Raw genomic sequence first — 26,357 nt, forward strand, 5'->3', positions numbered from 1 at the left:
TAGGAGAGCATAGGCGGAATATAGATTATTTAAGCAGGTCTTTTGCCCATTCGGGAATGGTGTCGGAGTATTGTTTGATCAATGTGCCGTCCACCATTCTGCAAATCAGACGGGGTGTTTCGTTCTCGATGGAATTGTCGTAGATATAAGCTCGATCGACTAAAGGCAGAATTAACGTTGCGTTTGTTTTTGATTTGTAATAACGAGAGATGATTTTAGAAATGGGAACTTCGTGTCCGCCGTTGATAACGCGATTGGTAATTCGCATTACATTGATTAATGGATTTTCTGTACACAGTCGCCGAAGGTTTCTTGAGCAATGTTGTCGGGGTTGATGTAGATGCTGTCGGCTGTCCATTCGTTTTCAAGAAGCTGGACTGTCGTTGTGGTTTTGCCAGAACCATTGGGACCGGCGACAATGCAGAGGGTGGGCTTTTTACGCATCGTTATAACCCCATCTTCTTTCTTTTTCTTGTCACGTTTTTAACGGCATTTTCGCGCATGCTCTGCAAGGCTTTTGCTGCGTTTGTTGTGGACTCGCGGGCAGAGTCGCGGACTTTCAGCATTAAAGCGTTTAGCATTTCATCAGAAGGTTCTTCAGAAGATGTCAGGCGATAGCTTTTTAAATCAACGCCGGCGTTGTACGTGGTCTGAGTGTCAGAACAGAAAGGCTTTGCCGAAAAATGTTGAACGTTGTTGACGCAGGTGTTTGTAGGTGCGTTGAGTCCAGCGACAGCTTGTGCTGTTTCGTTGGATTTTGCGCCGGGCAGCTTCACGTCGAAGGGTAGGCCTTGCTGCAGGATAATCTGCTTGTAAAACATATTGATGGCGTTGGAAACGGGAATCCCCAAGGCTTCAAGAATGCTTTCCGCCTGTTCCTTGACTTCGGGCTCGATACGTGCGTATAAATTTGCTGTTTTTGCCATATAAGACAATATAGAAAAATGTATTGCGAAACGCAATACATTATAATTGCCATCAATCATTCCGTTGTGGACTATGGCGTTAAGTAAGCTTTTTTATTTAATCGAATATTGTGTTATTTGCAATCGCGTTAGGCCTGCAACCACTTAGAGCTTCGCTCTTAGTGGGGCATGGTCCCCTTTAGGGGATGCCGCAGCCCGTATAGCGCAAGAGGGCTGGCCCGCAAGGGCAACGCCCATTATTTCACGATATGTCTATGATACTCCTGCAGGCTGCACACCTCGAATCTACCGTAGTCGTGCTTGTCCATGAGGCCTTCGACGATGGCGAGGGCTTCTTCCACATTGTGGGCGATGCCGGAAGCGGCCTGCTTGATGCCCACCTTGTCAACCAGCTGCTTGAAGAAGTCGCGGTCTTCGGCAAGGTCGATATCCTCGGGGCTTGTACCCACCACATTGGCGCCGGCCTTCTTCAGGCGCATAGCCAGGTTAAGCGGAGTCTGGCCACCGAACTGAACGATCACGCCGTAGCAGTTTTCACGTTCGTAGATGCCCATGACATCTTCGAGGGTCAGCGGTTCAAAGTGAAGCTTGTGGTCAGTATCGTAGTCCGTGGAAACGGTTGGAGGCTGCGCTTCCTTTTTTTATTTGGGGCGTGGCGCAAGCGCACTCCCATGCGTCTCGGCAGTACGAACACAAGTGTTCGTGTTGCTCTCGACTTTAGGGCGTTCCCTTGCCTGCGGCAAGGTCGGGCTATACTCGCTTCGCTCACCGAGCCTAAAGTCTCGGCCCCATAAAGACCGTTCGGCTTTCGCCTCACCTTCGCCAACACAACTTGTTAATACAAGTTGCTTTTGGCTCACGGGGGTAACCATCCCTAACGCAAAACGCTAGTCATCAGTCTCATTGGCCAGCTTAATAAAGTTATCAAAAGCCTCGATTATGGAATCTGCGTTTGTATAAGACTTGCGGATAATCAAGAACGAATAGGACTCTGTTTCGCTAAAGAAAATTTCTCTTGGGGTGATGGAAAATTCATTTTCGCCATACATACGGAACCAGGACTGAAAAAGCCTGTGTCTTGCCCGCCCCTTACTGTCGGTCGATGTGTCGATGAACGCAACCAAGGCGCTGTCGAATTTGTCCAGGAAGTTTCGAATGATCGAAACAATGGTATCTCTAGTATTACTTCCAGAAATATCGTTTACATGATTATTTGGCAGCAAACTGCTTTCTACGCGATAGATGTCCACGCAGAAGATAGGGAAGTTGGCTTCAAATTGCGAAGTCAAGTCGTTGAATATGACAGAAATTTTATTTTGAGTTTCGGTCTCAAAATAAAAGGTGTCGCAATCTTCAATTACTGGATAAATCACAAAAAAACTACTTTGTGGGAGCAAAGCCCTTCAAAGTACCGTTGGCTTTGAAATATTCCGCCCTTTGTTTCTTTTCGGCAAGAATGTCTTTCAAAAGCTTCCTTGCTTCGGATGTAGTAAACTGCTTCATAGCATTATCCTCATCCATAATATAGGATTTTGAAGAGGCCTTGTCAAAGGACTTGTCTGTTTCTGCTGACTTTTCCAAGGCTTCGTCCTACTTCTTCAATGTCTTTTTGCAATTTCTTTAATTTTGCCTTTAACTCTCTTCGTCTTGCATCTTGTTCTTCAAATTGCGCGGCTTGCGGATCGACGCTTTTGCAGAGGTATTTGGTAACAACTTTCCCGTTTTGACGGGATACATGGTAAAGATATACCTGCTTGCCTATTTTTTTTCTTCGAAGAGAACATGAGGGGAGTTTTGCTTGTTCGGAGGCATACTTCGCCTGAAGTTTTTCCAGGCGATCGAGTTCTTCTAGCAATATTCCTTTCACAACGCTCATCTTACCCTACAATATAAAAATATTTGACGGTTGTAGGGTAGAGTTGCCCTACAAGTGCTTGAAAATTGAGTTTTGTAGGGTAAAATCTCCCGATGAAATAAAAAAACACCCTGCGTCGGCAGGGTGTCTTTGTATGCGCGATGCGCAATCGGTATTCTATGTAGCTGCTATGCGGCATTAATCCTCCCTTCGGCAACGCCTGCGGCGGCGTTTACCGGGAGCGCGAGGGCGGCAGCGTCACGGGGTTCCGGGGTGGCTCCTTCGCGGGCCTTTGCACGGGCCTTTGCGCGAGCCTTGTAGAGGGAACGGCTGTTGGCGATGAATACGTTCACCTTGTCGATGAAGGCCGTGCAACTTTCGTCACCCTTGGTGGCCGCGTTGTACTGCGCGAAGTTAATCAGCTGGCGGAAGGCGCTGATGCAATCGTTGCGGAGATTCTTGCTGGTGGTCTCCTCGCGGATGCGGCGTTCCTCGGCGCGGGTCTGGTTGGCTTCGGCGAATGCGCCTTGCACCTCCTTCAGGGCGTTGAAGGCAAGCTCCAGTTCGCTCCCGGCCAGGGCCCCGGCATATTCTTCCTTGCCAATAACCGCCTGGACGTTAGCAATGACCGATTCGATGATGCCGGTGAGGCTCTTCTGGTCAACGGAACCTGCATTGCCGTAGCCCTTTACATATTCCCAGATTTCCTTGGCCAGGGCGGAACGCTGCTGGTCCAGGGAGCCTGTGAGAACCTTTACCGTTCCACGGAAATTGCGGAATGCGATGGTGCGCTTGGAATCCTGTTCCGATGCGCCCTTCTTTGCCGCGGCCTCCGCCACACTGGTGGTGTAGTCGGAGAACTTGCCGATGGTTGCCTTGTATGCGTCCAGCTGGGAACGGACATCCTTGAGGTTGATGGATGCGGCTGCCGTTGCCACGTTGTTGTGGAAACCGATGAAGCCGTCGTTGGTGATGCGGTTGAAGTTGATTGCGTTAACGTTTTTCATATAGGTACCCTCGTAAAGAGTGTTGATGTTTAGGTCAATCTGTCCGAGCAATTCCCGGCTCATTGATCACTAAACTACAAGGGTCCGCCGCTAAAGAAAAGTTTAAAAATCTATACAAAGTTTGTATGTAAATGAAGATTTTCTAAAAAGGATGCAACCATTTTGCACCACGCAAATTTTTTCTAAAATCGCCGATTTTTCGGGGCTTGCAGGCCGTTTTTTATAAAAGAAAATATTCCCATTTGGAATCGATTGCCCTCAAAAAAACTTGCAAGGAGCTTGTTTTCGGTGAAGAAGCTGCTCTACGAACCTGTAGAGATGCTTTGTCTATGTGAAGAAGCAAGTTCCTCAATCCGTGGAGATGCTTTGTCTATGTGAAGAAGCAAGTTCCTCAATTCGTGGAGATGCTACGTCTATGTGAAGAAGCAAGTTCCTCAGTTCGTGGAGATGCTATGTCTATGTGAAGAAGCAAGTTCCTCAATCCGTGGAGATGCTATGTCTATGTGAAGAAGCAAGTTCCTCAATCCGTGGAGATGCTACGTCTATGTGAAGAAGCAAGTTCCTCAATCCGTGGAGATGCTTTGTCTATGTGAAGAAGCAAGTTCCTCAATCCGTGAAGATGCTTTGTCTACGTGAAGAAGCAAGTTCCTCAATTCGTGGAGATGCTTTGTCTATGTGAAGAAGCAAGTTCCTCAATCCGTGGAGATGCTATGTCTATCCGGGGATGAATAGCTTTTGTTTAGGACCTTTGTGCTATTGTAAATTTGTGTGTATTTTCTATCTTTTTTGAAAATTAGGAAAAAGTAAGGAAAATTTATGAAGTTTCGTGGATTTAAGAACATTCTGTCGGTGCTGGCTATGCTAGTTTTGCCCACGGCTTTATTTGCCCAAACGGCATATCTTGACGAAAAAGGCTCTCTAAAAACACTAGAAGAATCTGCAACAGCGATTACTAGCTCTATGACAACCTGGAGTGCAGGCTGGTATGTTGTATCGGACAATGTAACAATTGATGAGCGCATCACGGTAAATGGTGATGTGCATTTGATATTAGCTGACGGAGCGACTCTTAATGCAAATAAAGGTATTGGCGTTAGCAGTAGTGCGACATTCAATGTCTATGCACAGTCGGAGAATGAAGCGACGATGGGTGCGCTTGTGGCTAATGCAAAAAACGTATTTGGCAGCGCTGGTATTGGTGGAACTAATATGGCGGGCTTTGGTAACATCATTATCAATGGCGGAAAGATTACGGTAATAGGCCAAACTACTGGTATTGGTGGTGGTTATAATTCAACAAGTGGAAACATTACCATTAATGGTGGTGTTATCGATGCAACAACACATTCTGCATATGGTGGTGCTGGCATCGGCGGTAGCGGGAATGGATATGTATCGAGCATTACGCTAAATGGTGGAAGCATTACTGCAACTGGTGCAGCACTAAACAGTTATGGAGGAGCAGGTATTGGAACAGGAAATATGGCCAAGAGTGGTACAATGACCATCACAATTAGTAGTGCTGTAAAGAAAATTGTTTCAACTAAGGGATCATCTGGCGCTGAATGTATCGGTCAAGGTGAAAATGGACAAACCACTATCAATGTGATATTTAAGGACGGCGAGTCGACAGTCGAAGGGAATGCCAAGGATAAATTGTTTTATGATTCTGGTGAGGGCGAACAGCGATATGTTCGAACCAAAGCATTAAATCATCATATAGTAATTAGTGATAATATCAAGGCTCAAATAACAGCAAATACAGAATATGCTTTTACAGGAGAGATGGTTACACTTTCTATTGGCGCGGCAGTTGATGTTGAATCGATTAAATTAAATGGTGGCGCAGTATCGTTATTGGATGCAGGAAATGGTCAGTACACTTTTGTTATGCCAGATGGTGATGTAAATGTGACAGCAGGAGCCTCTGATACATATTCTGTCGTTATCCCTGAACAGATGGAAATTGTAAGCTCCACAAATCCTCCAGATGGTGACGGCAAATATATTTCAGGAACGGTTGTTGAGTTTAGACCTAACTATACTTATACGGTATTTGATGTTTCTGATGGAACCAATGCTTTGGTTGCATCAAACGGTGTTTATAGTGTGACAGTTGGAACTTCTGACATAAATATTACGGCTACAATAAATCATGAGTACAATGTAAATCTAGCGGAGGCACCATATGATTTTACTGCTCTAAATAATGATGTTCTTAGTGGTACAACAGAACGCACGGTAACAATTGCCAATGGTGCAAATATTACACTTTCTAATGCGACAATAAATGGAGGTATAGTTTGCGAAGGCTCTGCAACAATTATTCTTGAAGGTTCAAATAATGTTAAGGGATATTCAAGTATAAGTAAAAATGTATTTAAAGCGGGTATCCAGGTTGGTGGCGAAGGGACTGTACTTACTATCAAAGGTAATGGTTCCTTAACAGCAATTGGTAGTGATGGAGCTGCAGGTATTGGTTTAGATTGTGTACGGTATGTTGATGCTTATGGTGGAGATATTGTTATCGAAGGAGGAACAATTAATGCTATCGGAAGTGGATCTGGAGCCGGAATTGGAACTGGCTTTGCGTATGGTGGCGCAAATATTGTAAGACTTGGTAATATTACCATTAAGGGGGGCTCGGTAAAGGCAACTAGTGGTGGGTCAGCTGAAGGCATTGGTTCGGGTTTGGTAAATCCTGGTAGTACGAATGAATTTGGTACGGTAACCATTTACGATAGCGTAGTACTCGTTGATGCATCAAGTATTGGAAAAGATATTACCTATATGCATGGCGAGAGCAATGTGACCGCCAATAAAACCGATTATTTCAATATCAGCGAAGATGGCAACCGACGCGTTATCGCACCAAAGGACGATGCCGATTATAGCATTTCCATTGCTAACGACATCGAGCATGGTACATTGACAGGAGCAGGGGCGGCAAAGTATACGGAAAAGGTGACAATTACCGTTACTCCAGACTTTGGATACAGAATTAGCCGTCTTATCGTAAAGGATGCCAATAACAATGATGTTGTAATTGATGGGAATTCTTTCGTGATGCCAAAGGGCAATGTAACGGTAAGTGCAATTTTTGAGCAAGGCCCTCACGGTACGACGGAGTTTGTGTGGCAAAATGTATCTGGCAGTATAGTTAAAGAAAACATTATCTACGATGGTGTGACTACATTAAATCTTGAAGCTAACAGTAATTATAAAATTGTTTCTAAAGACCAAACTTATTTGAGGTTAGATAAAAGCACTGTCGATATTCCATATTCCGATGGCGTAGGGGAGTTTATTGATGATGATAAATCGACGATATTTTATTTTCGCAATATCCCATCGGGCTTCTACGATATCATACTAACCGATCTTGGCGATGATAGATGGTCGGTGTCTATTCTGAAAACTGTTGCTGCTTTGGACAATGTTCCCGACCAGACTTATACGGGTAGCGAGATAAAGCCTGAGCCACTTGTTTTAGCAGGCTCACTCAGTCTTGCAGAAGGTACCGACTATGAATATTCATATTCCAACAATATAAATGTTGGCACCGCAACTGTAACTGTTACTTTCCTTGGCGAATATGACTGGGTCAAGCCTGTTTCAAAATCCTTTAATATCACGAAGGCTACGCCTACAGTTGAACCTCCGACTTCTGCCAATCCGAAGTACGCTGGTGCATGCGTCGCACTTGTCACCGCCGGATCTACGAACTTTGGAACGATGCTTTACAGTTTAGATGATGATGATGATTACTCGGAAAATATTCCTTGTGCGGATAAAGGCGGCGATTATACGGTTTACTATAAGGTCGAGGAAAGCGATAACTGGTCTGGTGCCGCAGGGAGTGTTGAAATTCAGGTGCCGGTTCGTGTTGATGTGACCGTGGTTGGCGACGGTTCTGTAAGTGGCTACGATCCCGACGAATTCTACCCTGTTGGTACAGTACTTACCCTTACCGCGGAGCCTGCAGACGGATACAAGTTCCTTAGCTGGAACAGTGATGTCGATGTCCCAGCAACATTTGAATACACGGTTGATGCTGAACAGAATAGCCTAGAAGCAACTTTCAGCAATCACTATATTGCTTACACAACCAGCGACGGTGATACTGCTTTGCCTGTGCTTTCATCTATGTATGATATTAAGAAAAATAAGTGCGAGGACGGTCTGTGTGTCATGTTTTTGGGCGATGGTGTTACAGAACTAGAAAGTGGCGCATTTCATGGTAATAAACGCTTGACTAGTATTGAAATCCCGAGCAGTATTGAAACTATTGGGCATTTCGCTTTTGCAGAAACTCCTTTGATCCGTGTGGATATGAAGTCAAAAGTGCCCCCTCAATTGGGGGAATGGATGACTTTCTACAGCGTTCCTGATGAATATTTGATTCACGTGCCTCATGGTTCAGCCGACGCCTACAGGTTTGCCGATGGCTGGAAGGATTACAAGGACCACATTGTTGATCACGACGCATCTATGCTGGTCTGGACCGATGATGCTGTAGTACCCACATGCTCCGAAACAGGTTGGGAAGCTGGCTATATCTGCAATGAGTGCCACAAGCGCTTTGCCGATGTGGATGGCCATGTTGAAATGTCCCCGGTGGCCGCCCTTGGCACAACCTACGGCGCAGCTTGTATATACAATGACGATAGCAAGGCAATTATCGACGGAAACTCCGAAACCTCCGTACTGCTCCCTTGGAATATCGATGTGGACGCAATTGAGCTGAATAGGACCTTTGCCGCTGGCACAATCTCCACCATTACGCTGCCTTTTAGCATGTATGTGGAAAATGTGGAGGGCGCTGTATTCTACAGATTTAAGTATGTTTCTTCGGATGACTGGACTGTTCACGTGGGTTCCGTTCGTGACGAACTGATCGCAAACACCCCGTACCTAGTGAAAACTACTGGCGAGACCATCTCCTTTAAGACTGGGGCTACCTTGGAACGTACATTGGATGCCTCTCCCACGGACCAGGGCCAGGATGAGGGTGATGGCTGGGAACTTCGCGGAACCTATGGAAAAATGGTCTGGAAGGAAGGTCATCCGGATCTTGGGTATGTTTATGGTTTTGCTGCCGAGAATGTTGCCGATGTCCATATTGGCGAATTTGTGAAAGCTACCGCTGGTGCAAATCTGCCGCCTATGCGAGCCTACCTCTATTACAATCCTGTCGCAACTCCGGCACCTTCTCCGAAACCATCCTTCCGTGGCATGGCTCCCATGGCTCGTTCGACTTCCAGTATCGAGACCCCGAATTACTTGGATGTGGTCGTGGATGACGATGAGGGCGGAACTCTGTATATCGGTAAACTCAATACCCGCACCGGCGAGTTCAACGCCGCGGGAGAGCGCTGGTTCGACATGAAGGGCCGTAAACTCAACGGCAAACCCAGCGTTAAGGGCTCCTTCTTCAATAACAAGAGCAAGGTTATCGTAAAATGAAAAGGCCGGAACCGAAGAAACTGTATTGCAAACCCCAGGTAAAAGTGATCAAGCTAAAACACCGTGCGAACCTGCTGCAAAACAGCGGTTTTGAAAATGACGGTCCCAAGGGTTATGGCGGCAAATTTCAGTAATAGGAGTAGAAATGAAAAAGCAAGAGCAGAAGAAACAGTACAAAAAGCCCCAGGTGAAGGTGATCAAGCTGAAGCACCGTTCAAACTTGCTGCAGAGCAGCCTTCCCGACAGAATGGGTGTTGTCGTTGACGATTAGTTTGTTTTTACGATTTCGCCTTGAAGTATAAAACGAAAGTCCTTCCGACCAAAATCGGAGGGATTTTTTTGTGCGGATTTTAGGGCAGGTGTTTGACAAAGGTTCTGCGGAAAACTATATTAGGTAGTGCAACAGGGTGGTAGGTCGTCACCTGAGAAAAAAAGAAAGGCCGACTAGATGCAACAGGGTGGTAGGTCGCCACCTGAGAAAAAAAAGAAAGGCCAACTAGATGTGCCGGAGTAAAATCCGGCATTTCTTGTAAGGAGGAACAAGTGATTAACATTGTTGTACTGACGCCCGCATTTTACGCAAAGCATGTATCGGATTCCGAAATTCTTTGCAAGCAGCAGCGCCCCTACCTAACGTTAATAATAGAGGCCTTTGGAAAAAAGTTTGCTGATCCTTTTAGGACAAATGCTCATAAACCAAAAAAACGAAAAGGCGTTCCTCAATCCGTATATTTTTTCGGATCATCTGGCAGTTCCGAATTAAGTAATGAACAAAAAGTTCCTGCACTAGATTTTTGCAAGGCTGTTGTAATTGTAGATGAAGATGTTGGCCTTCCTGCGTCTATTGATAAACGGGAGTTCCAAGAGCTTAATTCAAATTACACTAGAATTGTGGAAATGTTCAAAAGATACTATGAGTTTTACATAGCATCAAAAGATGATGCTAACTTGAAGGATCTTCCCGAAATAAAATATTCGGCCTTACAGTATTTTGTCTGAGTGCTATGGATTTTTCCAGATACGATAATTTTTTCTTTCTGTTGCGTATCGCCCTTGGGTGTCCGGGGGCAAGTGCTGGCGTGTTTCCGCGGCTGTCTGCGGAAGAGTGGAAGCGTATTTACGACGAGGCGGACCGGCAGACTCTTCTGGGGCTTGCGTTTGACGGGGTGATGAAGTTGCCTCAGGAGCTGCGCCCTCCCATGGAGCTGATGTTCCAGTGGGCCAGCGAAGCGGAATCCTTTAGTGGCCTGAACAAGATTTTGAATGAGGAAGCGGCGAGGCTTACTGAATTTTTTAAGGGGCATGGCAGAAGTTGCGCCGTTTTGAAGGGGCAGGCCAATGCCCGCCTTTACCCGAATCCGCTTTGCAGGCAGCCGGGTGACATCGACATCTGGGTTTCCGGCGGGAAAAAGAGCGTCGTGGGTTTGCTGCGGGAAACTGGAATGCAGGAATCGCTGAAGGATTCACCGCATCACACCCACATGAAAAATGATCGCGCCATCGATGTGGAAGTTCATTTCCGTACCTCTTCGGGCAATTACAATCCGTTTGCGACAAGGCAACTGCTGAAATATCTGGACTGGGAAATCCTGAACTCGGTAGAGGTTCCCGAAGGTTTCTGCGCCCATTCCATGAAGTTTGCGCTGGCCATGCAGCTATCGCACATCTATCGCCATTTTATTGGTGGCGGGGTAGGGCTCCGGCAGATTGTAGATTACTATGTGTTGCTTAGGCATTCCAGCGAAAGTGATCGCCACGAACTGAAGGCGAACCTGAACAGCTTTGGATTGCGAAAAATTGCGGGGGCCCTCATGTGGCTGCTTCGTGAATCGTTTGGTCTTGACGAAAGTCTGATGCTTTGCAAGCCTGACGAATTCCGCGGGCGGTGGCTCCTGCGGGAAATCCTGCAGGGTGGCAACTTTGGTCGCCATGTAGGAGGCGGTCGCCTCAAATGGCTCTACTGGTGGCTTGGCAAGCGCAAGAAATCCTTAAGTTACTGGCGCTTCGATTTGGCGGAAACCTTCTGGGCGGAAGTCGATTACTGGAAAGTTTTTGTAGAAAACACTTCGACACGAATCCGGCTGCGCAAGATTTCATTAAGGGATGTGAAGTTCTGATAATGCTTTCGCGTTAGGCCCCGCAGCCCGCATGGGGTCGGACTCGCGCGGCGCTTGCCTTGTGCAGTTTCAAGGAGCGCGAGGCTGAACGACAAAAAGACCGAACTGGATTTTTCCAGTTCGGTCTTTTTATAGCGCAAGAGGGCCGGCCCGCCAGGGCAACGCCCTGGATCCTTCGCTTCGCTCAGGACGACACTTTAGTGAATGGAGATCCCGGAACAAGTCCGGGATGACATCCTCTTACTTCACGATATGTCTATGATATTCCTGCAGTGAGCAGACTTCGAATCTACCGTAGTCATACTTGTCCATGAGGCCTTCAACGGTAGAGGTGAGGGCTGCGATGGTAGTAGTGATAGGCACGCCGCTGACCACTGCCTTACTGCGCATCTGGATTTCGTCCACCATGGCTTCGGCACCGGTTTCGGAGGTGTTCACGATCCACTGGACTTCGTTATCGTGGATGAGGTCCAGCAGGTTCGGGCGACCACGGGAGATACGGAACACGGCGCGAGTCTTGATACCAGCGTTGAAGAGGATGGTAGAAGTACCGCGGGTGGCGTAGATGCCGTAGCCCAGGTCTGCAAGCTTCTTGATGAGAGGCACTGCGCGTTCCTTGTCTTCGTCCTTGAGGGATACGAAGATGTTGCCCTTGTCGGGGATGCGGTTGCCGGAAGCCAGCTGGCTCTTGAGGTAGGCGAGGCCGCGGTCGCGATCCAGGCTCATGACTTCGCCGGTGGACTTCATTTCCGGAGAAAGGGTGACGTCCACGCCCGGGAACTTCACGAAGGGGAATACAGCTTCCTTGACGCTCACGTACGGAACATGGACTTCTTCGGTGAAGCCGATTTCTTCGAGAGTTTCGCCCAGCATGCAGCGGCTTGCGTAGCTTGCCAGAGGCACACCGATGGACTTGGAGACGAAGGGCACGGTGCGGGAAGCGCGGGGGTTCACTTCGATCATGTAGAGTTCGCCATCCTTGACGGCCAGCTGCATGTTCATAAGGCCAACCACATGGAGTTCCTTTGCGAATTCCTTGGCGTAGGCGCGTACGCGGTCCTGCAAATCCTTGGAGAGGGACATGGGCGGGATGACGCTTGCGGAGTCGCCGGAGTGGATACCTGCAGGTTCCACGTGTTCCATGATGGCGCCAACCACGGTGTGCTTGCCGTCGCTGATGCAGTCCACGTCAAGTTCGGTAGCATCTTCCAGGAAGCGGTCGATGAGGATGGGCTTGCCTTCGCCGATGGCGGCAGCTTCTTCCACGAACTTGCGGAGGTACTTTTCCTTATAGACGATCACCATGCCGCGGCCACCCAGAACGAAGCTGGGACGGACCAGAACGGGGTAGCCGATCTTGTCTACGATGGCGAGGGCTTCTTCCACATTGTGGGCGATGCCGGATTCGGCCTGCTTGATGCCCACCTTGTCAACCAGCTGCTTAAAGAAGTCGCGGTCTTCTGCAAGGTCGATATCCTCGGGGCTTGTACCCACCACATTGGCGCCGGCCTTCTTCAGGCGCATTGCCAAGTTAAGCGGAGTCTGACCACCGAACTGAACGATAACGCCGTAGCAGTTTTCGCGTTCGTAGATGCCCATGACATCTTCGAGGGTCAGCGGTTCAAAGTACAGCTTGTCAGAAGTATCATAGTCCGTAGAAACGGTTTCCGGGTTGGAGTTTACCATGATGACTTCGTAGCCCTGCTTCTTCAAAGTGAATGCAGCGTGGCAGCAGCAGTAGTCGAATTCGATACCCTGGCCGATACGGTTCGGGCCACCGCCCAGCACCATGATGCGCTTCTTCTTGTCGCGGTTCGGAACTTCGCGGACGGGTTCGGTATTGTCGGCGTAGCAGGAGTAGTAATACGGAGTGACTGCTTCAAATTCACCGGCGCAGGTATCTACAGAATAGTAGCTGGGCTTCAGGTTGATACCGTTACGGGCTGCCATGACTTCTTCCGGAGTCTTGTGGAACAGGTAACCGATCTGGATATCGCTATAGCCGAATTCCTTGGCCTGGCGGAACAGAGCCTTGTCCTTGCAGAGGTTTTCGAGAGAACCTGCAGAGAGGATTTCGTCTTCGAACTGGGCCAGTTCTTCCATGTGTCGGAGGAAGTATCGGTCGATCTTGGTGAGTGCGTAAAGCTTTTCGACGTCCCAACCGCGGCGGAAGGCGGCGTACACCACGAAGATGCGTTCTGCGCTGGGGCGAGCCACTTCGCGAGTCAAGGTTTCGTCGTCGTAGGCCAGGAATTGTTCGCACTTGGCGCAGGCACCGAAGCCGCCGAAACCAGTTTCCAGAGAGCGGAGAGCCTTCTGCAGGGACTGCTTCAGGTTGGAGCCGATAGCCATGGCTTCACCCACAGACTTCATCTGGGTGCCGAGAGTGCTATCTGCCTTGGGGAACTTTTCGAAGGTAAAGCGGGGAACCTTGGTAACGACGTAGTCCAGAGCCGGTTCGAAGCAGCTGGGGGTAGACTGAGTAATGTCGTTCTTCAGTTCGTCCAGAGTGTAGCCCACAGCGAGAAGGGCTGCAATCTTTGCGATGGGGAAGCCCGTTGCTTTGGAAGCAAGAGCGGAAGAACGGCTCACGCGGGGGTTCATTTCGATGATGATGCGACGGCCCGTCTTGGGGTCGATAGACCACTGAACGTTGGATCCACCGGTTTCAACACCGATAGCTTCCATCACCTTCAGGGAGTCGTCACGCATTGCCTGATAAGCGCGATCGTCAAGAGACTGGATCGGAGCCACAGTGATGGAGTCGCCTGTGTGAACGCCCATGGGGTCCAGGTTTTCGATGGAGCAGACGATAACGGCATTGCCCTTCTTATCGCGCATGACTTCCATTTCGAATTCCTTCCAGCCCAGGAGGGATTCTTCAATCAAGACTTCGTTGTTCAGGGAAGCGTCGAGACCGCGGTTCACGATGGTTTCGAATTCTTCCGGGTTGTGTGCGATACCGCCACCGGTACCACCCAGGGTAAAGCCCGGACGGATGATGAGAGGCCAACTGCCGATGGTGTTTGCAATGGCGAGAGCTTCGCTCATGGAGTGTGCAGAACCTGAGCGGGGGAGGTCCAGGCCGATGTTCAGCATGGCGTCCTTGAAGAGCTTGCGGTCTTCTGCGCGGGCGATGGATTCGGCCTTGGCGCCGATCAGTTCCACGTTGTAGCGTTCCAGAACACCCTTTTCGTGGAGTTCCATGGCCAGGTTCAAAGCGGTCTGGCCACCCAGAGTGGGGAGCAATGCATCGGGACGTTCGCGGCGGATGATTTCGTGGAGAATGTCCACGTTCAGGGGCTCGATGTAAGTACGGTCGGCCATTTCCGGGTCGGTCATGATGGTTGCCGGGTTGCTGTTCACCAGCACCACTTCGTAACCTTCGCGGCGGAGCACCTTACAGGCCTGCACGCCGGAGTAGTCGAATTCGCAGCCCTGGCCGATAACGATCGGACCAGAACCAATGAGCATAATCTTCTTGAGGTCTGTACGCTTAGGCATATTGTGTATTCCTCTTTAATAAACTTTGTTCAGGTCGCCACTTCGTGGCTTTGAGGTTTGAGGGCGCTTCGCTTTGAGGTTGTTCTTGAGGTGTCCTCTAGGCGCCTTGCGCCGACCTCATACCCCTAGCGAGCTTGCGAGCGAACCTCTTACCTCTTAAATTCCTCGATCATCTTCTTAAATTCTTCGAACAGGTAGTAGGAATCGTTGGGACCCGGAGCGGATTCCGGATGGTACTGCACGCTGAATGCAGGAACGTCCTTGCAACGGATGCCTTCTACGGTGTTGTCGTTCAGGTTGATGTGGGTGACTTCCACATTGGCCGGCAAGCTTGTTTCGTCGATGGCGTAGTTGTGGTTCTGGCTGGTGATTTCCACGGCGCCGGTCTTCAGGTACTTAACCGGATGGTTGCAACCGTGATGGCCGAACTTCAGCTTGGAAACCTTGGCGCCCAGGGCGAGACCCAGGAGCTGGTTACCCAGGCAGATACCCATGAGAGGATACTTGCCAAGGAGCTGCTTTACGAGGGCTGCAACCTGGGGCAGGGAGTTGGGGTCTGCGGGGCCGTTGGAGAGGAACACGCCATCGGGATTCTTAGCCTGAATCTGTTCGAAGGTGGTGTTGATGGGCATGACGGTCACCTTCATGTCCTGGCTGGCCAAGTCGCGGAGGATGTTGGTCTTGATACCGAAATCCAGGGCCACCACATTGTACTTGCCCTCGGTAGAGAATTCGTAACCGTTGGGGTCGCTGACCACAGAAGCATAGTCCTGACCATCGAGGCCAATCCATTCCTGGGCCTTCTTGATGGCGTCGGCTTCGCTCATTTCGGTGGCTTCCACATGGAGGTAAGCCTTCTGTGCGCCGTTGTCGCGGAGGTGCAGCGTGAGGGCGCGGGTGTCTACACCTGCGATGCCGGCCTTCTTCTGTTCCTTCATGTAGGAATCCAGGGACTGTTCGCCCACGTTTTCGGAGGCGTCGCAAAGGTCGTTGATGACGATACCGTTCAGGAACACCTGGCGGGATTCGGACTTTTCGATGTTAGCGGAGTAGGCGCCCACTTCTGCGGTGGTGAACACTACGAACTGACCAGCGTAAGAAGGGTCGGTCAGAATCTGCTTATAGCCGGCCATACCGGTGTTGAACACTGCTTCGCCTACAGTGTCCTTGGCTTCGCCGAATGCGTAGCCGTGGAATACGGTGCCATCGGCCAGGGCAATGAATGCCTTGCGATCGCGCTTTGCTTTCCAGTTGAATTTATCGTTCATCGTTTTACCTTTTTACTTGTTCTAATTAAAACTCTTTTGGATTCTTCGCTTCGCTCAGAATGACGCGGAGGGGTGTGCTGCGCGGCCCCTTTTCGTAGAGCAAAAAAAGAGGCAAAAGCTAAAAGCCTTTGCCTTAAAAACACTAAAACTGAAAACAGAAACAACGTCTTGAAAAGTAGAAACCCAACCGACTTTCTGGATTGCCGGTGCTGCACCCTGGAGTGCACGCTGGAGATTCTGTACTTCAGTTCTCTTCATCGGGTGCAAAAATAGAAAAGGAGATTCCCCTCGGCAATAGGTGGTTTTATAAAAAAAATCCTTTTTATTTTGGGAAAAAGAGGGGTGAAACGGTCTAATTTTTTACAAAAAATGAATAAAATAGGCTGCGTCTTAACGTAATTGCTTGAAAAATAAAAGATTTTGTGTATTTACATAAATTGTAAGGTACGCGGTACCCTAAAGATGCTATAATAATCACTTTCTGGAGGACCCGCCAAATAAAAGTGAGCAATGTTTGTTTATATTATTATTGTAATAATTAGAACGGGATATTGTATATGGATGCAGGTGTAGTTTACGTAGTTCATGCGTTATTTTTCCTTGGTATAGACCTATTTGTCTTGGGCAAGGCTTTTTCTCAAAGAGCGGAATCTTCGTCGCATTTGTCGTTCAGCGCTTTTGCGCTGGCTGTGACTTTGCTTCAGATTTCCGCAATCGGTGTCATCTGCTCGGAGCATGGATTAGTCGATTTCCCCTTGTGGGGTAAATGTCTGCTCTATTTTCTGTTGGTGGTGTTCCCGGCTGTGGCCAGCTATCTTGCCTCTGTCTGGATGTTCCGTCTGTTTGCCCTTAGAAAGAACAAAAAGTTTACGAAACAGAAATGGTTTGTTGCCATCCCCCTGATTGCCTATGCCCTGGTTTGCCTAATTTCATTTAAGACCCATTGGGTGTTTTATATTGATGAGAGTGGTGCCTACCGTCGCGGAAGCCTGTTCTTGCTGCAACTGCTGGTGCCGTACTCTTACGTGCTGAGTGTATTTGTTTACCTGCTTCGTGAAAAGACTTCCAAGGGAAAATTTTCGCTGCAGCCTAGAGCGATCAGCTTCCTGTTGCTGTATGTGATTCCCCCCGTATTTGGATCCTGTGTTCAGGTTCTTATGAACTTGAAGGGATGCTTCTCGGAACTGGGCTTGAGTGTTGCCCTTGTGTTCGTCTATATCGGCATGTACATGGGTGATGCTGAAGAACACCGTCATATGAAGGACCTGGCCAATTTTAACCGCCAGCTGCAGCACGTCAACGAAAAAATGAGAAAGCTCCTGATGCGTGGTGAAATGCAGGCGAAGACTATCGCCGAAACGATCCGTGGTGGATTTAAGATTGGACGGAATGACGATGCCTTTTCCTTCAAGTATGTGTCGGAACAATTTGCGCAAATGCTCGGCTATACTGTAGAAGAATTGCTGTCGGTATCTGGTGGTAGCCTTGAGGGGATTGTTCATCCCGATGACTTTGGACAGGATATTCCCACGCTGAAAAATAGTGAAATCTATACTGTCAGCTACCGCCTGCGCTGCAAGGATGGTTCCTGGAAACATGTGGAAGAACGTGGCCGCTTGATCAAGACCGAAGGCGCCGAAGATGAAATTTGGGGCGTCGTCTTTGACAAGGATGAAATCGTCCGGACGGAAACGGCTCTTGTCAATGCAGAAAATAGTCGTAAAAAATTGGCGGAATACAACGACATTATTACCAATGCCGGACTTGGGGTCTGGTTTGTTACCTTTAGAGAAGGCTTGCCCAGTCTGTTGAATGGAAACGAAAAGTTCTACGAGCTGATCGGCGTTGATGGCGGTTCCATGTCTGAGGAAGACTTGCATGAATACTTCGCGTCGAGAATCATCCCGGAAGATGTCCCCATATTTGGTGCTGCTGTTGAAAAGATGAAGTCTGGCCAGTTTGCCGAAGCGCTTTACCGCTGGAATCATCCTAAGCTGGGAATCGTGTATAACCGTTGTGGTGGAACTGCAGTGCGTTTGCCCGATGGGGCCTACTGTCTCCGTGGTTATCACGGTGACGCTACCGAAATTGTGGCCAATGAACAAGAACAGCAGGAACTCCTGAAAAAGGCCCTTGCCGCTGCAGAGGAATCCAGCCGTGCGAAGACGACGTTCCTTAACAACATGAGTCACGATATCCGTACCCCCATGAATGCCATTCTTGGATTTGCAAGCCTAATCGAAAAGGAAAGCGATAATCCGGCCAAGGTGAAGGAATACCTGAAGAAGGTGATGAATGCCGGAGACTTCCTGCTTTCGCTGATTAACAATGTGCTTGAAATGGCTCGCATTGAAAGTGGTAAATCCGAGGTGGTGGAAAGCCCGGTTAATCTGCGCGAAATGGTCGAGGTTACGTCAAGTATCTTTGAGGCTTCCCTTAAAGAAAATCATCTGACCATGAATTTTGCCGTGAATATTGTTCACGAAAATGTCTGCATCGATGTTGTGAAGATGCGCGAAATTTCCGTAAACCTTTTGAGTAATGCTGTAAAGTATTCTGTAGAAGGCGGAACCATTAACGTCGAACTGACAGAAAAGCCTTGCGATAAGGAAGGCTATGCCGCTTATGATTTCATCTTCTCAGACAATGGTATCGGTATGGCTCCAGATTACTTGCCCCATATATTCGATTCCTTTGTCCGTGAAAGAAATTCCACCGAAAGCAAGATTGCGGGAACTGGTCTTGGCTTACCCATCGTGAAGAAACTGGTGGACCTGCTTGGCGGTACCATTGAAGTAGAAAGTAGCCTTGGAAAGGGAACCAAGTTTACTCTTGGCTTTGTCCATAAAATCTGTGAAGAAAATGTTGTTTCTGAAAAGTCAAGTTCCGATGCAGAAAAAATGGATCTTGCTGGTCTTAGAGTTCTGTTCACAGAAGATAACGACCTGAATGTGGAAATCGGAACGACGCTTCTGGAAGAAGTTGGCTTCAAGGTTGAACGTGCCGCAGATGGTTGTGAATGTCTGGAAATGTTGACTAAGGCCGACCCGGGCTATTACGACTTTATTTTGATGGACATCCAAATGCCTAAAATGGATGGCTATGAAACTACCCGTCAAATTCGAAAGCTTCCTGATTCCCGTAAGAACATTCCCATTATTGCGACAACGGCCAATGCCTTTGAGGAAGACCGCCGTGCCGCTCTAGAAGCCGGAATGAACGACCATGTGACAAAACCCATTGACATGATCGTCCTTACGAAAACCATAAGCCGCATACTGAACGGACGAAAGTAAATTTCGACTATAAAATAAGAACCCCGCCAGAATGAACTGACGGGGTTTTATTGTTATGGGTTGAAATTGCGACTATTCATTAAAATTAATTGTTTTTTTAATAATCAATAACTTTAGTTATTGATTTGATACATATTTTGTATTTTTTTACTTAACCACCAAGTGATTCGACTATCCTTGGAATAGTCTCCAAGATTCGCCGCCCCAAAAAAAGTGGTATCCTCATACGCAGAAAGAAGATTTGTATCCATGGCGTCAATTACATCATTCATCCGAGTCCTTATTTCAGACTTAAAATCTTCATATCCATAGGATTCATCCCAATAATCTTCAGACATAAAAGGCCAAATGAACCCTTTTTCCCAGCCGTACGCCCCATGTACCATGAGAACGTTATGATTTTCAATACTTTCCATTGGTTTAGGTATAGCCCAAACTACGATGGATAAAGCCTTCATTATCAAAAACAATTTTTTCATTATTTTGATCCTAGTATATTATATTATTTCCTTTTCCATCACCAAAGGAGATTTCCTGTGAACTAAAACTAGACATTCTTTCTATCTCCTTTTCATGATATTTATACACAGTTTGATGCAATTTTAAATAAGGTCCCATAAAAGAAACATTTGCATAATTTCCTAATTTATATTGATTTCTTTCCATAATAAATTTCAAATTATCATTTATAAAAAGCTCTGCATCGTAAGTTTCTTTATCCAATTTCAAGCAATACACATCTTCGCCCCAAGCCCTCACGTCGTCGCACTTTCCAATCCACTTCAATTTTTCGTCAAGACGCTTGTACGTAATCGTCCGCGTCACCGTATCCAAAACAGCATACTGGCAATATGAGGCTCCAGAATCCAGCGACGTAAGCGCATTATCAAACGTTCTTGAATTCATGGAATATGAACCCAGGGCGATAAATTTTCCATCGAGCCACTGGTGAATTCTTTGTACGCTAACCTTTTGGCTACATCCTTCAAAGGACTTACTCAATTTCATCTCATGTGGTTCATCCCCAATCTTCCACAATTTTATGTATTCCCCAAGGACCCCGCCCCAGACAATGGAATCCGTCATCTGCCCGCCAAACCAGCCAGAAGATTTTTCTTCACTCAGGGAATCGCACCATCTCGGTCCATCTTCCTGCACACGGTAATTGTACAGGCAAAGACGTGGATTTCCCGCACCTCGGCCTTCTAAATATTCCCCATTCCATCGTTCCGTTGTTTCATGCCAGAAACGAAAATCACCAACAATCACCAGCGAGTCATCAACAAAACCTACAACCTTCGCATTACTCCGATCATCATCCCACCAAAATTCCTCCTTATCGCTGCACCCCAACAAACCGATGCAAACAAACGCCATCGCTAAAACAGCAAAGTTCAACCTTGCAAATTCAACCTTTTTTGACAGATTTTTCATATTCTATCCTCTTAAAATCCTTCTGCGATTAATCAAACAGAAAAATAGCATTCCACACTGCATATTCAACGCCCCGGTGCCTTCGTGCGGGGTATTGAGCGTGATTATTTTATCCACATCGCCGTTGTAGAAATTGCCCTGCACGTACTCGCGGGAAACGACACCGCCCATGCTGTGACCGATAAGGATGTAGCGGGAAGCCAATTGACGATAGAGGTCGGAATTTTGGCGAACGGAATCGAGAGCGACCTGACCAGAATCTGTTCGCCCTGTACTTGGATTATGAAAAACAGCCTTCACTTCCTGGGCTTCTTCCATCAAGGCACGGCGATGTCCAAAACCACCCTCACCATAGCGTTTATTTCCTTTGTTCCTTCGTTCAAGCCAAAAACAATTATCACTATCCACACCCCAAGTCATGCAACATCCAACCTGGATCCCGATAATAGCGTCGTATAAGCCCAAATTCTCAGCTTCAGCCTTTGATATTCTAGACTTATTCGTTACGAAAACGAAGCATACTTCATCATTGTCATCAATCCAATCGCTATCGCCCCCAGGTTTGGGTGGAAGGTAGCCTTGTATTTGACCTTCAAAGTTTTTGAAATTTACGCATTCATGGAAACCGTTCTGAAGACCGACTCTATTTTTTATTTCCGGACGCCAAACGTGGTCGTATTCTTCCCATAAAGGATACTCTTGATAGCGATTCTTTTGATTCGGTCGCAAATCCGCTTAGATGCGAACCGCATCATTTTTTTAGAAAAAAAAGGATGCGGATCGCTGCATTTACCTAAACGGGGCTCTTGACAGCCTCTAGACGATAAACGCAAACGACCCACGCCCCGAAAGGGCTGTTGCCCATGGCCATACAACCAAAGACCAGCTTGAAAAAAGCCGGCACGACAAACTGAAACATACCGTCAAAACGGCATGCCTGCGTGAGCGCTCGCCTTGTCCCCGTTTAGATGAAATTGTCTAGATTTCGATTGGAGAACAAGAGCAAAAACTCTATTTTTAACAAAAAAAACTAAAAATTAAGGAATTAGTTTGACAAATCAGGAATTATTTCAACAAACTCCTAACCCATTCTGGAACATCGTTTGAAACGGCAATTGTTTTACCAGACTTTATTAAAGCGACTCGTCTGAATCTTTTGGAATTGTCATAAAGTTCAACTTTATTGCATAGTGGGAGAATTTCTTTTAGCTTTTCAAGAGATTCTTTATAGCGCCGTTCTATGTCAGCTTCGGGGATTCCATGCCCACCTGCGGCAACTCGCAGGAGAACGCGTTGCTTAGCAATTTCTACAGAATCCACATACACGAAATAAAGTTCAATTGTATAACCAAGGCTTTGTGCCTTTTTGATGTTTTGAATTGCACTTTTACCACAAAGAGTTGTTTCTTGGTTGAAAGAAGTCAAAGAAGCGAAATAGGTCTTGATTTTCTGAATTGCAATTTTTCCTGCCGTTACGACATCAGCGGCATTTCTCCAATCTCCATTGTTTTGGCGAACAATTTCGTCAACATTTACTCTAGGAATGTCGAAAATATCCCTATTTGTTTGATATAGGGTTGATTTTCCAGAACCGTTGGGACCTGCGAAAACAATGTATTTAGGCAATTAAAACCTCTTTGCGGCGATGACTTCTTCTTGCTTCTGCTGCAAAATTAAATCGCTTACCAACGCAAAGAAACGGGCTTCTTCTTCAGAACGAGCCTTTTCAAGAATGTCAGAAGTTTCGTCAAAATTCATCTTCTTGCATTCGTCGTACAGTTCTTGCAATTTTTCAATTTGACACATTTTAAAACTCCTTTGACAACAATATAGATATTTCTATCGCAAAAACAAATAGATGCAAAAAAGAGCCCCGCCTCCAATGAGACGGGGTTCTTTAAGTTTAGGCTAGATTCCCGCTTTCGCGGGAATGACAAGCAGGTCCATAGTGCAGCAAACATTCCTGTCTACTGTCTACTTCCTACTGTATACTCGCTTACACCTCTTCAATGCTTGCGTGGTACTCCTGCAAGCTCTTCACTTCGCCCTTGCCAGCCTTAGCAGCGGCGATGCCCTTGACGGTGTCGAGAGCGGCGGCCAGAGTGGTGATGTAAGGAGTCTTGTACTTGATGGCAGCCTTACGGATGGCGGATTCATCGGCAACAGCGTCGCGGCGAGCCCACGGGGTGTTGATGATGAGGTTCACCTGCTTGTTCAGGATGACATCCAGAACGTTCGGGCGGCCTTCGGCGATCTTGTTCACCACTTCGCACTTGACGCCCGCCTTTTCGTAGAACTTGGCGGTGCCTTCGGTTGCGTAGATCTTGAAGCCAAGTTCCTGGAAACGCTGACCCACTTCGATAGCCTGGTCGCAGAGGTTGGTCTTGTCAGACAAGCTGATGAGAACTGCACCGCTGGAAGGCAAGATGGAACCTGCAGCTTCCTGGCTCTTGTAGTAAGCCAGGGCGAAGTCTTCGGAGAGGCCCAGCACTTCACCGGTGGAACGCATTTCAGGGCCGAGAACCGGGTCAACCTTGGGGAACTTGTCAAACGGGAATACAGCTTCCTTGGCGCCGTGGTGCTTGAACTTCTTGTCCTTCAGCTTCAAATCTTCCAGCTTTTCACCCATCATGAGGCGGGTGGCAAGGCGGGCCATCTGAGTGTTACAGACCTTGGAGACCAGAGGCACGGTACGGGATGCACGGGGGTTGGCTTCGAGAACGAAAACCTTGCCGTCTTCGATGGCGTACTGCATGTTCATGAGACCGCAAACGTGGAGGGATTCTGCAATCTTACGAGTGTAATCCTTGATGGTCTTCAAGTTTGCTTCGGTAATGGTTACCGGCGGGATAATGCAGGCGGAGTCACCGGAGTGGACACCGGCAAGTTCCACGTGTTCCATCACGGACGGAATGTAAACATGTTCGCCATCAGAGAGGGCGTCGGCTTCGCATTCCAGAGCGTTGTGGAGGAAACGGTCGATGAGGAGCGGGCGATCCGGGGTAACGCCAACAGCCTTGGCAACGTATTCGCGGAGCATGTTTTCGTCGTAGATGACTTCCATGCCGCGGCCGCCAAGCACGAAGCTGGGGCGGATCATCACAGGGTAGCCACCGATCTGCTTGACGCAAGCGAGGGCTTCGTCGATGTTGGTAGCCATGCCGCTTTCGGGCATGGGGATTTCCAGCTGGTCCATCATCTTGCGGAACAGGTCGCGGTCTTCAGCAATGTCGATGGAATCGATGCTGGTACCGAGAATCTTCACGCCTTCGTCGCTGAGAGCGCGGGCGATGTTCAGCGGAGTCTGGCCACCGAACTGCACGATAACGCCAGCGGGCTGTTCCTTCTTGTAAATCTGGAGAACGTCTTCGAGGGTAACCGGTTCGAAGTACAGCTTGTCGGAAGTATCGTAGTCGGTAGAAACGGTTTCCGGGTTGCAGTTCACCATGATGGTTTCGTAACCCATTTCGCGGAGAGCCATTGCAGCGTGGCAGCAGCAATAGTCGAATTCGATGCCCTGGCCGATTCTGTTCGGGCCACCGCCGAGGATCATGATCTTCTTCGGGTTGTTGGTGGCGGTAGATTCGTCCTTGCAGTTGTAGGTAGAATAGTAGTAGTACTGATCCTTCACGCCGCTAACAGGCACTGCGCACCAGCCTTCAACCATGCCAAGTTCGATACGCTTTGCACGAACGTCCTTTTCACGGATGCCGAGGATCTTTGCGATGTACTTATCGCCGAAGCCGTCCTTCTTGGCCTGGATCAAAAGTTCGTCAGAAGGCATGCGACCCGGAGTCTTGAGCATCTTTTCTTCAAGTTCAACCAGTTCGCGCATCTGCTGCACGAAGTAAGCCTTTTCGTAAGTAGCGGCGAAAACTTCTTCGTCGGTTGCGCCCTTACGGATGGCTTCGTACATCTGGAAGTGACGTTCAGAAGAAGCGGTCTTCATCATGTCGAGAAGTTCTTCCTTGGTCTTCTTGTTAAAGTCCTTAGCAAAGCCAAGACCTGCACGGCCATTTTCCAGACCGCGGATTGCCTTCTGGAGGGTTTCCTTATAGGTCTTACCGATAGCCATGACTTCGCCCACAGCCTTCATCTGGGTGCCCAGGCAGTCATCAACGCCGCGGAACTTTTCGAATGCCCAGCGAGCAAACTTCAGCACAACGTAGTCACCACTCGGAGTATACTTTTCGAGGGTGCCGTCGCGCCAGTAGTCCATCTGGTCCAGAGTCATGCCAGCAGCGAGCTTTGCAGAAACGAGAGCGATGGGGAAACCGGTTGCCTTGGAAGCAAGAGCGGAGGAGCGAGAGGTACGAGGGTTGATTTCGATAATCACCACGCGGCCAGTCTTCGGGTCGTGTGCGAACTGAACGTTGGTACCGCCGATCACGCCGATAGCTTCAACAATCTTGAAAGCGTCGGTCTTCAGCTTTTCTTCAAGCTTCTTGTCGATGGTGAGGAACGGAGCGGCACAGAAGGAGTCGCCAGTATGAACGCCCACCGGGTCAATGTTTTCGATGAAGCAGATAGCGATCATCTGGTTCTTGGAGTCGCGAACCACTTCAACTTCCAGTTCTTCCCAACCGAGAATGGATTCCTCGATGAGGCACTGGTGAGTCATGGAAAGTTCAAGGCCGTTACCGCAAATGGTACGGAGTTCTTCGACATTGTAGCAGAAGCCGCCACCTGCACCACCCATGGTGTATGCCGGACGAACCACAACAGGGTAGCCGATTTCAGCAACGATCTTTTCGGCTTCTTCAACAGAGTGGCAAATGCCGGAGCGCGGGGTGTCGATGCCCAGCTGCTGCATGGTAGCCTTGAAGATTTCACGGTCTTCGCCGCGTTCGATAGCGTCCAGGTTCACGCCAATGACCTTCACGCCGTACTTGTCCAGAATGCCAGCCTTGTTCAGAGCAGAAGACAGGTTCAAGCCAGTCTGACCGCCGAGGTTCGGGAGCAATGCCTGGGGACGTTCCTTGGCAATGATCTGTTCCAAGCGTTCGAGATTCAGCGGTTCGATGTAAGTGGCGTCGGCCATGACCGGGTCGGTCATGATGGTTGCCGGGTTAGAGTTCACCAGCACGATCTTGTAACCCTGTTCGCGCAGAGCCTTACAGGCCTGGGTGCCAGAGTAGTCGAATTCGCAAGCCTGGCCAATGACAATAGGACCAGAGCCGATGATGAGAACCTTATCGATACCTTCGATCTTCATTTTTTATCTCCGTTTGATTTAACTAATAAATGCCGGATCCTTCGCTCCGCTCAGGATGACGCGGTGGGAGCCGATCAAGATGACACGGGGCGAGGATAAATAAAACGCCGAACTAACAAGTCCGGCACTAATAAAATCAACAGTCTTGGAAATAATGGAAATAGCAACGGCGGAACAATGAATGGCGGAAGCAGCACCGTGGGTGCCAGTTCGCTTCATCATCTTTACATTTTTTGCCATTTTAGCCAATCGCTTATTTCACAAGGGTT

The 26,357-nt window shown here is 48.2% G+C and carries 19 protein-coding genes and 3 pseudogenes; 5 read left to right on the top strand and 17 right to left on the bottom strand.

Going from position 1 to position 26,357, the window contains the following annotated elements; translation table 11 throughout:
• Positions 1-25: 25 nt before the first annotated feature.
• The 7 genes and pseudogenes from BUB38_RS16935 to BUB38_RS02510 all read right to left on the bottom strand — a co-directional run bounded on the left by BUB38_RS16935 (position 26) and on the right by BUB38_RS02510 (position 3,788).
• Positions 26-444 (bottom strand): annotated as a pseudogene (locus BUB38_RS16935) (hypothetical protein).
• Positions 445-763: 319 nt separating this feature from the next.
• Positions 764-926 (bottom strand): annotated as a pseudogene (locus BUB38_RS16940) (type II toxin-antitoxin system RelB/DinJ family antitoxin); the annotation flags it as partial.
• Between the two features lie 314 nt (positions 927-1,240).
• Positions 1,241-1,558, bottom strand: a pseudogene (locus BUB38_RS02490) (hypothetical protein); the annotation flags it as partial.
• Positions 1,559-1,813: 255 nt separating this feature from the next.
• On the bottom strand, positions 1,814-2,299 hold the full coding sequence (locus BUB38_RS02495; RefSeq protein WP_073156515.1) for a DUF6169 family protein: 486 nt from the start codon (positions 2,297-2,299) through the stop codon (positions 1,814-1,816).
• A gap of 7 nt (positions 2,300-2,306) precedes the next feature.
• A complete protein-coding gene (locus BUB38_RS16835) occupies positions 2,307-2,429 on the bottom strand; it encodes a hypothetical protein (RefSeq protein WP_256374941.1) in 123 nt (40 codons plus the stop codon).
• Positions 2,430-2,472: 43 nt separating this feature from the next.
• Positions 2,473-2,802, bottom strand: a complete 330-nt coding sequence (locus tag BUB38_RS02505) for a DUF6788 family protein (protein ID WP_073156520.1) — start codon at positions 2,800-2,802, stop codon at positions 2,473-2,475.
• A gap of 167 nt (positions 2,803-2,969) precedes the next feature.
• A complete protein-coding gene (locus BUB38_RS02510; protein WP_139258168.1) occupies positions 2,970-3,788 on the bottom strand; it encodes a DUF6261 family protein in 819 nt (272 codons plus the stop codon).
• Positions 3,789-4,604: 816 nt separating this feature from the next.
• On the opposite strand from BUB38_RS02510, the gene BUB38_RS02515 reads away from it, so the two are divergent.
• The 4 genes from BUB38_RS02515 to BUB38_RS02525 all read left to right on the top strand — a co-directional run bounded on the left by BUB38_RS02515 (position 4,605) and on the right by BUB38_RS02525 (position 11,371).
• Positions 4,605-9,254 (top strand): InlB B-repeat-containing protein, encoded by a 4,650-nt coding sequence (locus tag BUB38_RS02515; protein WP_073156526.1) that lies wholly within the window; start codon positions 4,605-4,607, stop codon positions 9,252-9,254.
• A gap of 145 nt (positions 9,255-9,399) precedes the next feature.
• Complete coding sequence (locus BUB38_RS16840) at positions 9,400-9,525, top strand: hypothetical protein (protein ID WP_254917750.1); 126 nt, start codon at positions 9,400-9,402, stop codon at positions 9,523-9,525.
• Between the two features lie 272 nt (positions 9,526-9,797).
• Positions 9,798-10,253, top strand: coding sequence for a hypothetical protein (locus tag BUB38_RS02520; RefSeq protein ID WP_073156529.1), 456 nt, complete (start codon positions 9,798-9,800; stop codon positions 10,251-10,253).
• A 5-nt stretch (positions 10,254-10,258) separates the two neighbouring features.
• Positions 10,259-11,371, top strand: coding sequence for a nucleotidyltransferase domain-containing protein (locus BUB38_RS02525; RefSeq protein ID WP_073156531.1), 1,113 nt, complete (start codon positions 10,259-10,261; stop codon positions 11,369-11,371).
• A 240-nt stretch (positions 11,372-11,611) separates the two neighbouring features.
• Here the strand turns inward: BUB38_RS02525 and carB (BUB38_RS02530) are convergent, their stop codons facing one another.
• Positions 11,612-14,875: a carbamoyl-phosphate synthase large subunit gene (carB, locus tag BUB38_RS02530; RefSeq protein ID WP_073156534.1), complete on the bottom strand. Its 3,264-nt coding sequence runs from the start codon at positions 14,873-14,875 to the stop codon at positions 11,612-11,614.
• A gap of 149 nt (positions 14,876-15,024) precedes the next feature.
• The gene (gene carA / locus BUB38_RS02535; protein WP_073156537.1) at positions 15,025-16,143 is read right to left on the bottom strand and encodes a glutamine-hydrolyzing carbamoyl-phosphate synthase small subunit; all 1,119 of its coding nucleotides are present in this window, start codon (positions 16,141-16,143) and stop codon (positions 15,025-15,027) included.
• A 695-nt stretch (positions 16,144-16,838) separates the two neighbouring features.
• Here carA and BUB38_RS02540 point away from each other — a divergent pair.
• Positions 16,839-19,439, top strand: a complete 2,601-nt coding sequence (locus BUB38_RS02540; RefSeq protein WP_175547627.1) for a hybrid sensor histidine kinase/response regulator — start codon at positions 16,839-16,841, stop codon at positions 19,437-19,439.
• Between the two features lie 113 nt (positions 19,440-19,552).
• Here BUB38_RS02540 and BUB38_RS02545 read toward each other — a convergent pair whose 3' ends face one another.
• The 8 genes from BUB38_RS02545 to BUB38_RS02575 all read right to left on the bottom strand — a co-directional run bounded on the left by BUB38_RS02545 (position 19,553) and on the right by BUB38_RS02575 (position 26,328).
• Entirely contained in the window at positions 19,553-19,918 is a 366-nt protein-coding gene (locus tag BUB38_RS02545) for a hypothetical protein (RefSeq protein ID WP_073156541.1), read from the bottom strand.
• A gap of 10 nt (positions 19,919-19,928) precedes the next feature.
• A complete protein-coding gene (locus BUB38_RS02550) occupies positions 19,929-20,873 on the bottom strand; it encodes a hypothetical protein (protein ID WP_254794855.1) in 945 nt (314 codons plus the stop codon).
• A gap of 3 nt (positions 20,874-20,876) precedes the next feature.
• A complete protein-coding gene (locus tag BUB38_RS16565; RefSeq protein ID WP_073156543.1) occupies positions 20,877-21,602 on the bottom strand; it encodes an esterase/lipase family protein in 726 nt (241 codons plus the stop codon).
• Positions 21,603-21,666: 64 nt separating this feature from the next.
• On the bottom strand, positions 21,667-21,792 hold the full coding sequence (locus tag BUB38_RS16845) for a hypothetical protein (RefSeq protein ID WP_256382238.1): 126 nt from the start codon (positions 21,790-21,792) through the stop codon (positions 21,667-21,669).
• Positions 21,793-21,938: 146 nt separating this feature from the next.
• Positions 21,939-22,499, bottom strand: a complete 561-nt coding sequence (locus BUB38_RS02560; protein ID WP_073156546.1) for a zeta toxin family protein — start codon at positions 22,497-22,499, stop codon at positions 21,939-21,941.
• Positions 22,500-22,679 carry a hypothetical protein gene (locus BUB38_RS02565; protein ID WP_073156548.1) on the bottom strand — a complete coding sequence of 60 codons (180 nt, stop codon included), beginning with the start codon at positions 22,677-22,679 and terminating at the stop codon, positions 22,500-22,502.
• A gap of 190 nt (positions 22,680-22,869) precedes the next feature.
• Positions 22,870-26,088 (bottom strand): carbamoyl-phosphate synthase large subunit, encoded by a 3,219-nt coding sequence (carB, locus tag BUB38_RS02570; RefSeq protein ID WP_073156551.1) that lies wholly within the window; start codon positions 26,086-26,088, stop codon positions 22,870-22,872.
• Positions 26,089-26,106: 18 nt separating this feature from the next.
• Positions 26,107-26,328 carry a hypothetical protein gene (locus BUB38_RS02575; protein ID WP_073156554.1) on the bottom strand — a complete coding sequence of 74 codons (222 nt, stop codon included), beginning with the start codon at positions 26,326-26,328 and terminating at the stop codon, positions 26,107-26,109.
• Positions 26,329-26,357: the final 29 nt, after the last annotated feature.

The sequence above is a fragment of the Fibrobacter sp. UWH5 genome (assembly GCF_900142505.1).
In the GTDB taxonomy this organism is placed as follows: domain Bacteria; phylum Fibrobacterota; class Fibrobacteria; order Fibrobacterales; family Fibrobacteraceae; genus Fibrobacter.

Bases quoted from the DNA above. Each gene is read 5' to 3' on its own strand.
- BUB38_RS16835 (WP_256374941.1), bottom strand. From the start codon at position 2,429: ATGAAGCAGTTTACTACATCCGAAGCAAGGAAGCTTTTGAAAGACATT.
- BUB38_RS02505 (WP_073156520.1), bottom strand. From the start codon at position 2,802: ATGAGCGTTGTGAAAGGAATATTGCTAGAAGAACTCGATCGCCTGGAA.
- BUB38_RS02510 (WP_139258168.1), bottom strand. From the start codon at position 3,788: ATGAAAAACGTTAACGCAATCAACTTCAACCGCATCACCAACGACGGC.
- BUB38_RS02515 (WP_073156526.1), top strand. From the start codon at position 4,605: ATGAAGTTTCGTGGATTTAAGAACATTCTGTCGGTGCTGGCTATGCTA.
- BUB38_RS16840 (WP_254917750.1), top strand. From the start codon at position 9,400: ATGAAAAAGCAAGAGCAGAAGAAACAGTACAAAAAGCCCCAGGTGAAG.
- BUB38_RS02525 (WP_073156531.1), top strand. From the start codon at position 10,259: ATGGATTTTTCCAGATACGATAATTTTTTCTTTCTGTTGCGTATCGCC.
- carB (WP_073156534.1), bottom strand. From the start codon at position 14,875: ATGCCTAAGCGTACAGACCTCAAGAAGATTATGCTCATTGGTTCTGGT.
- carA (WP_073156537.1), bottom strand. From the start codon at position 16,143: ATGAACGATAAATTCAACTGGAAAGCAAAGCGCGATCGCAAGGCATTC.
- BUB38_RS02545 (WP_073156541.1), bottom strand. From the start codon at position 19,918: ATGAAAAAATTGTTTTTGATAATGAAGGCTTTATCCATCGTAGTTTGG.
- BUB38_RS02550 (WP_254794855.1), bottom strand. From the start codon at position 20,873: ATGAAAAATCTGTCAAAAAAGGTTGAATTTGCAAGGTTGAACTTTGCT.
- BUB38_RS16845 (WP_256382238.1), bottom strand. From the start codon at position 21,792: ATGTTTCAGTTTGTCGTGCCGGCTTTTTTCAAGCTGGTCTTTGGTTGT.
- BUB38_RS02565 (WP_073156548.1), bottom strand. From the start codon at position 22,679: ATGTGTCAAATTGAAAAATTGCAAGAACTGTACGACGAATGCAAGAAG.
- carB (WP_073156551.1), bottom strand. From the start codon at position 26,088: ATGAAGATCGAAGGTATCGATAAGGTTCTCATCATCGGCTCTGGTCCT.
- BUB38_RS02575 (WP_073156554.1), bottom strand. From the start codon at position 26,328: ATGGCAAAAAATGTAAAGATGATGAAGCGAACTGGCACCCACGGTGCT.